Origin of the sequence: Methylocystis sp. JR02 (assembly GCF_030063565.1) — a bacterium.
Taxonomy (GTDB): Bacteria; Pseudomonadota; Alphaproteobacteria; order Rhizobiales; family Beijerinckiaceae; genus Methylocystis; species Methylocystis iwaonis.
In genome coordinates, this window is the sequence record NZ_JASIRC010000001.1 from 62,810 (window position 1) to 76,383 (window position 13,574).

Genomic DNA, 13,574 nt, shown 5'->3' on the forward strand with positions numbered 1-13,574 from the left:
GCCATCGCCGCCGCGCGAGTGGCGGCGATCCCCGCGCGCAAATGCGGCCGGGGCACAAAAGCTACGAAAAGGGGCAGGACACGTCGCGTGGACCGAGGCTCGAGATCGGCGGATCAGGAAAACGTCGCCAAGGAGTCTTCGGACAATGGTGGACAGATCATCTGTCCTACGCGCGAACTAGCCGGGCGAACGGCCGGCTTGACCACAGTAACGGCATCTTTCTAACAAGAAGTTTCCAGCGACGCTTAAAGGCGCGTCATAGGTCGATTTTCTGGCCGGGGCCCGGCAGCGTCGCGCCAGCCTGACCCAGTAGTTTCCCTCGATGAACTTGCGAGGGGCCAGATGAGATATTGCGTGGTTGGCGCGGGCTTGAGCGGCGCCGTGATCGCCAGGAGCCTGGGCGAGGCGGGGCACAAGGTTCTGGTCGTCGACGAGCGATCGCATCTTGGCGGCAACTGTCACAGCGCCCGTGACCCTGAGACGGGCGTGATGACTCATATTTATGGCCCTCACATCTTTCACACCTCGAACGAACGGGTCTGGTCTTACGTCACGCGCTTCGCGGAGATGCGGCCCTATAACCATCGCGTCGTCGCCGTCGCCAAGTCGGGCGTCTATTCGCTGCCTTTGAACCTGATGACGATCAATCAGTTCTTCAAACGATGCATGGGGCCGGCGGAGGCGCGCGCCTTCATCGCCTCGAAAGCGCGTAAAATCGAAGAGCCGCGAAATTTCGAGGAGCAGGCGCTTGCCTTGATGGGCGAGGAGCTCTACGAGGCCTTCTTCAAAGGATACACGTCGAAACAATGGGGCATGAGCCCGACGGACCTTCCGGCGTCCGTCCTCAAGCGCCTGCCCGCCAGATTCGATTACAACGACAGTTACTTTGCGCATCATTATCAGGCCATTCCCAGCAACGGCTACACGGCGATGGCCGAGAACATTCTCCGCGCGCCGAATGTCGAGGTCCGGTTGAACTGCCGCTTCGAGGAGCTGAGCGAGAATTTCGCCCATGTCTTCTATAGCGGGCCGCTCGACCGCTTTTTCGGTTTCCGGCTTGGCCGGCTCGGCTACCGCACGCTCGACTTCGAACGAATGATCGACAAGGGTGATTTCCAGGGCGCGGCGGTCATTAACTACTGCGACGCCGACGTGCCCTTCACGCGAATAACCGAACATAAATATTTTGCGCCCTGGGAAAAAGACACATTCGATTTGACGCTTTGCTACAGGGAATACAGCCGCGCCGCCGGCGCCCAAGACATTCCTTATTATCCGATCCGGCTCGCGAATGAGCAGAAACTGCTGCGCAGCTACATCGAGCTCGCGCGCGCCAGCGAAAAGGTGAGTTTCGTCGGGCGGCTCGGAACCTATCGATATTTGGATATGGATGTGACGATCGAGGAGGCCCTGGCCGCCAGCGACAGGCTGTTGGAGCTGATCGCGCGCGGGGAGGCGCCGCCGTCGTTCTTTGTCGAGCCGTGAGGGGCGGCGGCGCTACAGCCCGCGCGCCCAGGCGGGCCGCAGCGGCGCGGCCTCCGGCTCGGCGATCGCCCCGCGCAGGTCTTGAAGCAGCCGCGTCTTGTCGGCGCCGAGCGTTCCTTTGAGGACGAGCCAATTCGAGGCGTGGTCGCTGCGAAAGACCGTTCTGTTCAGCTCCAGGGCGGAAATGAACAGCTCCATCTCCCGCATGAGGCCCAGGATGTCGAGCGGCTCCCAGTCCGGGAAATTTCCGCGCAGCCGCGCGTCGCCGTAGGGAAAGCTCACCACCAGCGTCGCGAGGAACTCCGGTTGCGCCGCATTCATCAGCGCCGCTGAATTCAGCGCATGTTGGCGCGACAGCGCCGTTCCGCCGAGGCCGTTGAGGATCATGACGGAGCGTTTGACGCCCGCCTCCTGCAATTTTTCCAGCGCCTCGCGCGTGGTCGCGAAAGTCTCGCCCTTGTCGACCCGCGCCAGCACCTCGTCGTCGCCGGACTCCGCTCCGACATAGACGAGCGAGAGCCCGAGCTCCTTGAGCTCGCGAAGCTCCGCGGTCGACTTCTTGCGGACATTACGCGGCAGGCAATAGCTCGATACCCGGCGCACGCCCGGCAAATCGCGTCGGATCGCCTCGAGCACGGCGACGAGCCGGCGGGTCGAGAGCGTCATCGCGTCCCCATCCGCGAGGAAAACGCGTTTGAGGTCTGGTCCGAATTGTTCCCCGCAGCGCTTTATGCTTTCGAGCACTTCCTGCGCGTCTCTGGGGCGGAAGCGCTTTTGTGGCGCGCTATACATTTCGCAGAATGTGCAGCGGTTCCACGAGCAGCCATTGGTCACGGGCAGGATAAGCGAGTCAGCTTCGCTCGGCGGGCGGTAGACAGGTTCGACGTAGCGAATAGGGAAAGTCGTCATGTGCAAGCGGCTGGGATAGGAGAGGCGGCAGGAGTTTAACGCAACTGCGGCGCCAGCCGAAACGCCGTTTTTCTTCCCCTCAGGCGCGCGTCGCTTTGTTACGCCGGCTTTCCGCGGGCGGTTCCGTGGCGCCCTGGGGAGCGGGCTCCCAGCCGAAGACGCTTCGCCCGCCATATTCATGCGAGCGCTGCCGCTCCTCTTCAACGAATTGCGGCAGAGACGGGCCCGTAGCGCTGCGTTCCAGACGCCGCGCGCGCTCGTCGAGCCGGCGAAGGGCGTCGAGCCTGTCGGCGTTTCCGAGCTTGGCCTTGCTGACCGCGCTTCTCAACACATCGATGGTCTTGTCGTACACGTCGATGGGGACCGGATAGGGATGGCGGTCCTTGCCGCCATGAGCGAGCGAGAAGCGCGCCGGGTCCGCGAAGCGGCAAGGGGCGCCGTGGACAACTTCCGCCACCATCGCGAGCGAGCGAACCGTGCGGGCGCCAACGCCTGGCACGAGCAGCAGATCGGCGAAGTCTTGTGGGCCCTGATCCGCGGCGGCGGCGAGGGCCCCGTGCAGCCTGCGAAGCATCACATCCTTGGGGCGGACGTCGTGATGGGCCGGCATGAAGAGGTGCGGGAGCGTGGCTTGTGCAGGCGCCGGCTCGGATTTGCCTTCGGCGGCGGCGACCTCGCGCAGCAGGCCGTCCGGCCCGAGGTCGCGCAGAAGATCGAGCTGGCGCGCGCGCGAGGCGCTGGCCCTGTAGTCGGTGAGATTGACGATTTCGCCCTGGTTCTCGCCGTCGATGGCTGCGTGAGGCGCCTCGACGAAATCTTTGAGCCCTTCCGAGAGCCAGTGATAGCGGCGGGCATAGCGCGTCTCGCCGTTCATTCCCTGCTGAACGACCACCCACTTGCCGTCGTCGGCTACGATGAAGCCATGCAGATAGATGTCGAGCCCGTCCTGCACGGCGGCGCTGTCCACCTTGGCGACCAGCCGGCTCGCCCGCGCGAGCGCCGCTCCGTCGAAGCCCACGCGCGCGCCGATGGTCGTCAGCTCGAGCGGGGTTTGGCGAGAGCGCGCGCCGCGTCCGCCGCAGACATGTAGGCCAAGCTCTCCCGCGAGCGGCGTCAGGCCGCGTCGAAGCGCGCCGATCACGCTCGTTGTGACGCCGGAGGAGTGCCAATCCATGCCCATGACCGCGCCGAAGGATTGGAACCAGAACGGATGGGCGAGACGGCGCAGGAACTCGTCGCGGCCGTAATGATGCACGATGGCTTCGGCGATCACCGCGCCGAGGCTCGCCATGCGCTGGCTGAGCCACGCCGGAACGCGGCCGTAATGAAGCGGCAGATCGGCGCTGCCTGAACGACGTGTCACGTTTGGAATCCCGAAAGCGAGCGTGTCGGGCAGGATGTATCCGCTCGGGCGCGACATGCAAGGCCGTTATCTCCCGGCGCATCCGGCCTCAGCCTTTCGAGCGGTGCAGACATTCGGAACCTATATTCTTTCGCCTTTCCCGAGAGCTTCTTTCTTTCCTCGTTTCTTCCTGAGCTTTTGCGGAACCCGCGTGAATTGGCGAGGGATGGATTTCGATGTGACAGACTGCGCAAGAGCAGGGACAGTCCTGGACGATCGGTATGCGGCGGACTTGTTCACTGTTGTCGAAGATGCGCGAGTTGTAACGGGCGACATACCGGGGTTGTGTAATGTCTTGTGGTTTTCCCGCACTCCTTCCTGGGTAAGTAGTTTTACATACGTATAATACTGTATATGCTGCAAGCAGCTTGGCCTTATAATTTTGCTGTTAATCGCGGTTTCTCAGTCTTGACGGAGGTGATTAAATTTATCTTGCAACGAAAACTAATCCGGCTAAAGTTTAATTCCACGTTGTGTTGTGGTTTGCGTAGGGGGTTGCCATGATTGGAGAAGCTCAAGACGAGATCTTTTCGCGCGAGGAGATTTTCGCGAGCCAGAACTTATCCGACGCCTTCTCGCCGTCCGTCATCATCATCGAAACGAGAGCGCTTATCCGAGAATGCTTGGCCATGTGCCTGCAAAAAAAGCTCGGATTGCCAATCCTGACCTATCCGGACGTGGCGTCCTGGAGCCAGGACCCGACCGGCGCCTCCGCCTGCGTGATTATCCTCAGCGGCGTCGACAAGCAGATCGAGGCCGAGCAGTCCGAGTTGATCCGGGAATTGTCGCAGTGGGAGAAAGAAGTCCCCCTCGTTCTCTTCTCGGACAATGAAAGCCGCAGCCACATCGCCAATAGCCTCCGGAGCGGCGCGAAGGGCTATATTCCGAGCGACACGCCGCTCGAAGTCGTCGCCAGGGCGATCAAGCTCGTTCTCGTGGGAGGCGTGTTCGTCCCGGCGAATGCGGTGATGGAAACGCGGCCGGAGGAGTCGAACGAGAGCATTCGCTGTGATGCAAAGTTTGATTTTACGGTCCGCGAAAACGATGTGGTCAAAGCCTTGCTCAAAGGCAAATCCAACAAGGTCATCGCCTATGAGCTGAGCATGAGCGAGAGCAGCGTGAAGGTTCACATCCGCAACGTCATGCGCAAGCTGCAAGTGCGCAACCGCACCGAGGCGGTGATCCGGATCGCGGAGATCGTCCGCGGCCAGCCGGGGCAGCAGGAAGAAACGCCGACGTCCTACTGCGCGTAACACTCGTCCACGTAAAACAAAGGCCGCGACGCGAAAAGCGCGCGGCTTTTTCGTGCGTGGTCGCGGCGCTACCGGGTGAGGGCCGGTAGGACCGCAATGGGATCGAAGTGGTAATTCAGTCCCAGGCGCGCAATGTCTCCGCTGAACCGCGTGCTGGCTGTAAGGGCGGCTTTATTGGCGCGGCCGAGAAACTCGGTCGCGATCACGCCGGCGCCATATTGCGCGCGGCCAAGATCATAGTGCAGATACTCCGCCTTCAGGCTCAGGTCCGGCGCGAATTTCCATTCGATGCCGCCGCCGAGAGTCCATCCAATCCGGCCCGCCGAATAACTGCCGACGGAACCCGTCGACTGAAGGAAAAGAAGCGCGGAGTCGGTTTGATGCGCCGTCAGGTTCTGAACCGTGGCGCCGCCATAGGCGAAGCCGCCGGTTCCATAGGCGAGCAGGGACGGCGTGACCAGGAAACCGCCGCGCATCCGTAGCGTGCCGAACCAGTCGAGCGTTTTCTCACTGTGAACCGCTGTGCTGGAGGCCCCGGAGGGGACGCCGGCGACAGAGTTTGGCGCGAAACCAATGAAGCCGCCGCGGCCTTTTTGGCTCGCCCCCTGCAAATCCGCTTCGACGCCGAGGACATAATTGCCGATCAACCAGTTATAGCCAGCTTGGCCGCCGCCCAGCGCGCCATTGGCGGAAGCGCTCGAGACGCCTGTCGCGCTTGCGGCCATCGCGCCCGCGAGAGTGCCGGAAACGGCTCGGTCGATGTCGGCCTGGATCGGTCCCGCGGCCAGCGCGACGGAAGGGGACGCGTCCCAAGCGTAACCGGCGTTGAGGCCGGCATAGAAGCCTTGCGCGAAGGCCGCCGGCGCCTGCGCCGGAGATTCGCCTGCCGGCCGTCCGAAGAAATAATTGAGACCCACGCGCACGACGTCGCCACGGAATTGCGTGTGCGCGCCGGGCAGGATGACGTTTGTGTCGCCGGTCAGGGTAAGGGTGGTGACGAGAGGAGAGAGCGCGTAGTTGACGCTCCCGAGATCATAATGAAGGTACTCGGCCTTCACGCTGAGATTGGGCGCGAACATCCATTCGAGACCGGCGCCGATCGTCCATCCGACTCTAAAGCCGGAGTAGCCGCCGGTCGCGCCAGATGATTGCAAAAACGGGCCGAGCGGCGCGAAGGGCGCCCAGTTCTGACGAACGAAGGTGCTCGCGCGCGCCTCGCCGTAAGCCACGCCGCCCGTTGCATAGGCCAGGAACCTCGGCGTAACGAGATAGCCGAGCCGCGCGCGCGTCGTTCCGAGCCAGTCGACGTTCTTCGTGTGGTCGATGCTTGTCGCTAAAGGCTCGACCGCGAACAGCCGGTTTTGGACGTCGACCTCGAAAAACGAAGCCCCGCCATTTGTGAGCGCATGCCGGGTTCGCGCGTTTGACCCCTGAATGTCGGTCTCCAGGCCGGCGACGACTTTGCCGAACTGCAAATTGTAGCCGGTCTGGGCGCCGCCGGCGAAACCGCCGCCGGCTTCGATCGCTCGGCCTCTCAGACCATTCGCCGACGCGAGCCAATGGGGAACGAGCCCCGTAAAAAACGTGTCGATGCCCGTCCAGAGCGGCACGCCGGCCGTCGCGATCTCGGGCCTCGGATCCCAAGTGTAGCCGGCGTTCAAACCTGCGTAGAAGCCCTCCCATAAAGGGGAGGCGGGCTTTTCATCCGGCGGGCCCTTTTTGAAAATGCCGCTTGGCGCGGCCGGCGTCGCCTCGGGCGCGAACGGGTCGCCCGCGAAGCGCATATTGTAAGTCACATTGGTGCGATAGCCGCTGTTGCGAAACGGAATGTTCGACAAGTCGCGACCGACCTCGATCGAGAGCGACTCGCCGAAGGGCGTGCCCGTGAAATTCGTATCGGTCCGCACGCCGCCGCCGAAGGTCTCGGCCCATATATGCCGGAAAAATCCTGGCGAGCGCTCTTCGCGCACGCCGCTGCCCCAGGCGCCGAACACGTAAGGGGACACCAAATGATTATAGCCGAGCAGCGCGAGATTGACCGGCCGTGACAGCTCGGCGCGGGCTGTGACGCCGCGGTCGACGTTGAGCGTGCCGGACGCATAGCCCGACACAGCTTCCGGGCCGTCGAGCAAAAAGTTTTCCGGGATCATGAGCGGCTTGCCGAAGCTCGTTTGCAGGCGGCCGATCGCGGAGAAGATGAAGTTTTCCGGCAGTCCGACGTCGAGGCGGCCTTTCAGATTGAGCCGGTCGAAACTGGGGCTCGCGCCAAGGCGCGACAGCGGCGGGCCAAAGGCGAAGTCCGTGCTGTCCAAACGGCCGCCAAGGCCCCGCCCATAAGCGATAAGACCCGCAAAGGTCGCGTTCTCCAGCCAGGGGATGCGGTATTTGACGTCCGCGGACAGCCTCAGGACATTGTAGCGGTCTCGGAAAACATCCTGGATCGGAGACGGGAAAGGCGCCCAGGCCGGTTGAATGAAGCCGAGCGGCAGGGGGCGGTAACGGTAGCGGTTGTTGATGTGCTCGGCGTCCGCCTGAATGCGCAGGGTGAGGTCGGTTGTGAGGAAAAGCGGATAGGCGACGCGGGCATAGACGCGGTCGAATCTTCCCGTGACGCGCTCCCCCGCAAAGAGAAGCTCGTCTGGAAGCGTGGAGAAATAGGGAGACGGGCGGGATCGCGCCATGAGATAGCCGGCGCCGAAAACCAGGCCGTCGGCCCCGATGGGCACAAAAACATCGGTGCTATAAGCTTCGCTTTTCGAGGTTCCGCTGAAATAGCGCTCGAAATCCGGCGTCGACGAAACCGCGCCTGCGATTTGTTCGCCCAAACCCAGGGCGTTGTTCAGCGCGAAGGTCTGCGCAAACTCCCACGTCCCATATTCCTTCGGCAGCCGATTGGTAATCGCGCTCGCGCCCGCGACGCGGCTTTCCACCACCGCGACATTTAGAGAATAGCCGTCAGGGGAATCGAGCGGCGTCGTCGAGGCTTGGCCGCTGACGCCGGCGATGGCGCCGACGAGCAGGGTGCGTCGCTGATACTCGGCGGCGGCCAGATGGCGCTGGCCGACGAGCGGCTGCAGCCGGGCGCGCACAAGCTCGCGCGCGCGTTCGGGAACGGCGGAGAGTTCGAGCTTCTCGATGACGCCGTCGGTGATGTCGAGCTTTACCACGCCATCGGCGAAGTCGGGGCGCGGAGCCGAAAGCGTCGCAAGCGGAAAGGACTTCGAATAGGCGGCCTGAAGTTCGGCGGCCGCCAGATAAATTTCGGCGAGGCTCAGCCGTCTGCCCTGGAGCTTCTGGACGAGCGCGGCGTTCTGCTCGGCAAGCTCGGGGAACGCGCCTGCAATCGTCACGACGCGCACGGTGACGAATTTCTTGTCCGCCGCCTTGGGCATTTGGAGGCCGGCGCGCCCATGCGAGGCCACCGTTTGCAGCTCGCGCTCCTGCGGCAGCTTTGCCGCAGGCGCGAGAACCGTCGGGTTCAATACTTGCGCGCGAGCCATGGACGCCGGCCATGCGACGCCTGCGGCGCAGGCGGCCAGACAATAAGCGCCAGGACCGAGGCGGCGACGCTTCGAGCACTTCTGGTTCTTAGCCAAAGGTTTCTTTGCCTGTTTTCGGGAAGGATTGCCTGGGGCGGGGGAGACCATCGCGTAACTCTAAGCGCCGTCATGACGATCGCGCCAGTATTAGAATGGATAATGATGGTCGTTTTCGTGCGCTGCGCTGTTTTTGCAACAGGAAAATACGTAGTTATACGTATTTCTATGTATTTATACTTAGAAGAGCCGAGCCGCGGCGTTGACCCAATGGCCGCGCCTTTATGGGTCGGAAGCAGGCGCTCGGGTCGAGAAGTCTGGAAATTACTAAGTTTCATCCAATCCAAAAGGGCGCCTATGAGGTTGGCGCTTCCGGGAATAGGCTCGTTTTTGCATTGACGAAGTAAAATCTAAAAAACATCGAGTAAACAAGGGAGCTACTCATGAGAAAACTGCTGGCGTTATCCGTGGCTTTTTGCTTTTTCTCCGGCGCCGCCCTGGCAAGCTCATACGGCTCGATCACACAGTTCGTCGGGGGCGTCGACGGTGCCCTTGCGCTCCAGCAAGCTCAAATCGGGCAAAACACAGTGAAGGGCACCGATAACTTGGCGCACATCGGCCAATATATTTTCGGCGCGTCGGCAGGCTCTGTCGTCATCCAAAACGCGACCATCAATCAGATCACGGTCGCCCCCCTGTCTCCATTCTCGAACGGCTTCTGAGGAATTAGGGCTTCCGACGCGAACCAGGTCGCGGCCGTTTCATCAGCCGCGGCCAACCGGCCGTCCAAGCTGGAGCAAAGCATGCGCTCTATCGCCATTGCCGCCGTTCTTTGCGGCGGAACGCTCGCAGCCAACGCCGAGCCTCTCCAGTTCAATGAAATTTACTGGTTCGACTCCCCGCAGATCAGCGTCATTGCCGCCGTCCAGATCGGGCCGGGCGTGGGCGTCGCCGCTCGCCAAGGGAGCGCCGTCAATATTTTCCGAGCCAATCAGATCGCTCCCGTCTCCTATGCCGACGTAACCCAGATGGGCTATGTAAACCGCGCGACGGTCATGCAGATCGCACCGGGCCAGCCTTTCGTCGGTGCCCTACAGTAGCGGTTTCATCCAGGGCGTCGGCGCGCCAGAAAAACAATGAAACGCGGCGAAGCTCTGTTTGGAGCGCGGGGCGCAACCTTTAACAGCCCGTTGACGAAGTCGCGTCTGACTGATTCCGTTTCCAAGTGAGATTCGGCCGAGGTTGGTTCGATGGCGATGCGGCGTGAGACGGGGACGCAGGAAGATCTGGTTGTCGGCTGGGCGGATCTGCCGCGCTCTCCGGGGCACGCATTTTACGACGAGCTTCAGAAGGTTCTACTGGACGCGGGCTTCGACGTTTTCGTCGAGAACGCCTGCAAGCCCTACTACGCGGCGAAGATGGGCGCGCCCTCGTTGCCACCAGGGCGCTATTTCCGCATGCACATGGTGGGCTACTTCGAAGGGCTCGACAGCGAACGCGGCATCGTATGGCGCTGCGCGGATTCCTTTTCGTTGCGGGATTTCTTGCGGCTATCGACGCGCGAGAAAGTCCCGGATCATTCATGGCTGTCGAAGACGCGCTCGCGTCTGCCGCATGAGGTTCACGAGAAGGTATTCGGTTTCATCTTGAAGCTCGTCGCCGAGCGCGGCCTCGTGAAGGGCGAGCGCATCGGCGTCGACGGCTCGACCATGGAGGCGAACGCGGCGCTGCGCAGCATCGTGCGGCGCGACAATGGCGAGACCTATCGCGCAATGCTCGAGGGCATGGCGAAGGAAAGCGGGATCGCGACGCCGAACGCCGAGGATTTGGCGCGTTTCGACCGTAAGCGCAAAGGCAAGAAGCTCTCGAACGACGATTGGACGAGCGCCACGGACGCCGAGGCGAAGATCGCGCGGATGAAGGACGGAACGACGCATCTCGCCTACAAGCCGGAACATGCGGTCGACCTCGACACAGGCGTGATCGTCGCCGCGCCGATCCACGAGGCGGACAAGGGCGATACGACGACGCTTGGCGACACGCTGGAGACGGCGAAGGCCAATCTCTCGGCTGTCGGCCTCGCGCCGACGCCGGACGATCCTTGCGAAATCATCGCGGACAAAGGCTATCATTCGCGCGAGGTTTTGAAAGGCCTTGACGACGGCGAGTGGAAGAGCCGGATCAGCGAGCCTTTGCCGGCGAAGGGCTATTTGCGCTGGCATGGAGACGAAGAAGCGCGCGACGCCGTTTACGCCAACCGCGCACGGCTGAAATCGGGCGTTGGACGCGCCGCCATGCGCAAGCGCGGTGAGCTGGTCGAACGCAGCTTCGCCCATGTGCTGGATGGCGGCGGCATGCGCCGGGCTTGGCTTCGCGGTCGCGAGAACATCGCCAAGCGCTATCTGATCCACGTCGCAGGCTTCAATCTTGGCGTCCTGATGCGCGCCCTCGTCGGCTGCGGGACGCCAAGAGAACGCGCCGAGGCGGCCAGAAACGCCTTTTTGTTCGTTATTCGGACAGATAGCGCCACGGGCATCGTCATCATCGCCGACATCGGCGGCGCGCCGGCCTTGCTCGCCGTCATCGCCGCTCCGGAACCCGATTAATCAAGCTGCGACTTCGTCACCGCGCTGTTAAGCGGTTGTTCGCCCCGCAACCGCATTGGCAAATGCGTTTCGAGCAGGCAATCTCATCGCTTCTCGCAGTACGCGGGTGATGGAGAAACGCGATGCCGGAGTTTCTTCGGGGAATGATGTACGGGCTGGCGCTTTGCGTGGCGGCGCTCAGCGCCGCACGCGCTCAGACGATCGACCTCTCGGCGTCCAAGGTGGTGGATTTGAGCCACCCTTTCGACGCCGACACGATCTACTGGCCGACCGAGCCGACAGGCTTCCAGCTCAAGCAAGAGCACAAGGGCTTAACCAAGGGCGGTTTCTTTTATTATTCGAACGCCTTCTGCTCTCCCGAACATGGCGGCACCCATATCGACGCGCCGATGCATTTCGCAGAGAGCCGCTGGACCAATTCGGACATCCCGCTCGATCGCTTAATTCGCCCGGCGGTGGTCATCGATATTTCCGAGAGCGCGGCGAAAAACGCGGATTACGCGCTCACGCCCGCAGACGTCTCAGCGTGGGAGCAGGCGAACGGCCGCATTCCCGACGGCGCCATCGTGCTCTTGCGCACGGGATGGAGCGCGCGCTGGCCGGATCGCAAGGCCTATCTCGGCGACGATACGCCGGGCGCTGTCGATCATCTCCATTTCCCGTCTTTCGGCGTCGAGGCCGCCGCCATGCTGGTCGCTGAGCGGCATGTGTCGCTCATAGGCGTCGATACGGCGAGCGTCGACGTCGGCGCGTCCAAGGACTTCCTCGTGCATCGCGCCATCGGCGCAGCGAATGTTCCCGGCCTCGAAAACTTGGCCAATCTCGATCAGCTACCGGCGACGGGCGCGATTATTATGGCGATGCCGATGAAGATCGCAAAGGGGTCGGGCGCTCCGGCGCGGGTCATCGCTTTCGCGCCGCGCTGAGAGCACGACTTGTAAGAGATCCGGCTGATTTGGTTCGGCGTCATTCCCGACGCTCGCGCAGCGAGTGATCGGGAATCCAGAGCAAAGGCGGCTTATCGTGTGGCTCTGGATTCCCGACCGGGCTTTCATCCCGCCGGGAATGACGAGCGCCCGATGCGCGTTGTTCAAACGAAATCGTATCACTCGCGATGGAAGTTTTCGAAGACCGAAACCAGCGGATGAGTTTCGATGGAAACCTCGCCCGTGAAAGGGTGATCGTAGGAGACAATGACAAAAAGGCCCAGAAAGACGATGGCGGCGAGACCTCCCGTCATTGTCACTTGCGCGCGAAAATTTTCGAGTCCGAAGAAATAGGTGAAGCCGACTGTGAGCAGCGCGCCGAAAATCAGCATCGTCCACAGCGCCGGCGAAACGACGCCCATTGCAAGGTGCAGCCGCCCCCGCCGCGCCTGGGTGATATTGCCCAGCTCTCTCATGATCTCGGCGCCGACTGCAATGGGCTTGTTTTCGCCCAGCCGCGTGGCGGCGGCGTAAACCTCATCGAGCGCCTTGGCCGCTTCGCGGCTTTCCGCGCCTTGGGCCATGCGCGGCCATTCGTCTTCGACGACGACCCTCAAATAGGCGTCCACTGCCGCGCGGGTCGCAGCGGCGTCGGCGTCCGGACCCTTCGAGAGGCGGTACAGCGTCGCCGAGGCTCCGGCCTCTTGCAGCACGAGAAGCTCCGTTTCGCTGAATTTCTCCCAGACGGAGATAATCGCGAAGGCAAGAATCACGGCGTAGATCACACCGACGGTCGCGAAGTTGAAGCCGGCGATTTCATTATTTTTGACGAGCAGCGAAAGCGGATAGCGCTTGCGCACGACGATCGGGCCGACCATGGCGAGCGCCGTCGGCAACAACACAATAAAAAACGCCCCGAGCCACACGGGAAGCGAGCAAAGGAAAAGCAGCAAGTTCTCACTCCGCAAAAATCTGACGTTGGCGCCTGGCGCGATTCAGGCTGAAGCGCCACAGCTTGTCAAATCGCAAAAATCCCGGGCGATCGGAACGTTTACGGTTAATTAATTCTTTTCAATTTTGCTCGAATGCGCGGGAGCGTTCGATTCGGCTTCATCGGAGAAGGCCCGCGCAGACGATTTGAGGCGCCCATGAATCGCTTGGAGCTCAGAACCGCGGCTGGCCCTGCGGCCCCCAACGCCAAAAGGGGCGGGGCCCGAAAAGTCTACGACGATCTCGCAGGCTCCGCCTTGTTGCGCCGCGCCGGAAAGGCGAGCATTGCGCCTGCGCGTCTGGGCGATCAGGGTACGACGCTTCTCGCGTCCCGTCGCAAGAGCGAGCCCGAGGATCGCGTCGGCGCGCAATTGCGCAATTTCTACCAGACGCTTTTGCGCGAACCGGTTCCCGAAAGACTCATTACCCTTGTCGAGGGCCTCGAGTCGAAGGGCCGTTGAGCGCGC

At 62.2% G+C, this 13,574-nt stretch carries 11 protein-coding genes; 7 read left to right on the plus strand and 4 right to left on the minus strand.

What is annotated here, in order from left to right:
- Positions 1 to 342: 342 nt before the first annotated feature.
- Positions 343 to 1,485, plus strand: coding sequence for a UDP-galactopyranose mutase (gene glf, locus QNA11_RS00300; protein WP_283481499.1), 1,143 nt, complete (start codon positions 343 to 345; stop codon positions 1,483 to 1,485).
- Positions 1,486 to 1,497: 12 nt separating this feature from the next.
- Here the strand turns inward: glf and QNA11_RS00305 are convergent, their stop codons facing one another.
- Together QNA11_RS00305 and QNA11_RS00310 are read right to left on the minus strand one after the other, a co-directional pair.
- Positions 1,498 to 2,394: a radical SAM protein gene (locus QNA11_RS00305; RefSeq protein ID WP_283481500.1), complete on the minus strand. Its 897-nt coding sequence runs from the start codon at positions 2,392 to 2,394 to the stop codon at positions 1,498 to 1,500.
- A 79-nt stretch (positions 2,395 to 2,473) separates the two neighbouring features.
- Positions 2,474 to 3,757, minus strand: a complete 1,284-nt coding sequence (locus QNA11_RS00310; RefSeq protein ID WP_283481501.1) for a DUF763 domain-containing protein — start codon at positions 3,755 to 3,757, stop codon at positions 2,474 to 2,476.
- Positions 3,758 to 4,296: 539 nt separating this feature from the next.
- Here QNA11_RS00310 and QNA11_RS00315 point away from each other — a divergent pair.
- Entirely contained in the window at positions 4,297 to 5,049 is a 753-nt protein-coding gene (locus QNA11_RS00315; protein WP_281931171.1) for a response regulator transcription factor, read from the plus strand.
- Between the two features lie 68 nt (positions 5,050 to 5,117).
- On the opposite strand, the gene QNA11_RS00320 is transcribed toward QNA11_RS00315, so the two are convergent.
- Positions 5,118 to 8,549 (minus strand): outer membrane beta-barrel protein, encoded by a 3,432-nt coding sequence (locus QNA11_RS00320; RefSeq protein ID WP_283481502.1) that lies wholly within the window; start codon positions 8,547 to 8,549, stop codon positions 5,118 to 5,120.
- Positions 8,550 to 9,028: 479 nt separating this feature from the next.
- Between QNA11_RS00320 and QNA11_RS00325 the strand changes: the two genes are divergently transcribed.
- The 4 genes from QNA11_RS00325 (at position 9,029) to QNA11_RS00340 (ending at position 12,117) form a co-directional block, all read left to right on the plus strand.
- Positions 9,029 to 9,307, plus strand: coding sequence for a hypothetical protein (locus QNA11_RS00325; RefSeq protein WP_283481503.1), 279 nt, complete (start codon positions 9,029 to 9,031; stop codon positions 9,305 to 9,307).
- An 81-nt stretch (positions 9,308 to 9,388) separates the two neighbouring features.
- The gene (locus QNA11_RS00330) at positions 9,389 to 9,685 is read left to right on the plus strand and encodes a hypothetical protein (protein ID WP_283481504.1); all 297 of its coding nucleotides are present in this window, start codon (positions 9,389 to 9,391) and stop codon (positions 9,683 to 9,685) included.
- A 150-nt stretch (positions 9,686 to 9,835) separates the two neighbouring features.
- A complete protein-coding gene (locus QNA11_RS00335) occupies positions 9,836 to 11,191 on the plus strand; it encodes a transposase (protein WP_283481505.1) in 1,356 nt (451 codons plus the stop codon).
- Between the two features lie 122 nt (positions 11,192 to 11,313).
- On the plus strand, positions 11,314 to 12,117 hold the full coding sequence (locus QNA11_RS00340; RefSeq protein ID WP_283481506.1) for a cyclase family protein: 804 nt from the start codon (positions 11,314 to 11,316) through the stop codon (positions 12,115 to 12,117).
- Between the two features lie 179 nt (positions 12,118 to 12,296).
- Here QNA11_RS00340 and QNA11_RS00345 read toward each other — a convergent pair whose 3' ends face one another.
- The gene (locus QNA11_RS00345) at positions 12,297 to 13,070 is read right to left on the minus strand and encodes a bestrophin-like domain (protein ID WP_283481507.1); all 774 of its coding nucleotides are present in this window, start codon (positions 13,068 to 13,070) and stop codon (positions 12,297 to 12,299) included.
- Positions 13,071 to 13,265: 195 nt separating this feature from the next.
- On the opposite strand from QNA11_RS00345, the gene QNA11_RS00350 reads away from it, so the two are divergent.
- Entirely contained in the window at positions 13,266 to 13,568 is a 303-nt protein-coding gene (locus tag QNA11_RS00350; RefSeq protein WP_283481508.1) for a NepR family anti-sigma factor, read from the plus strand.
- Positions 13,569 to 13,574: the final 6 nt, after the last annotated feature.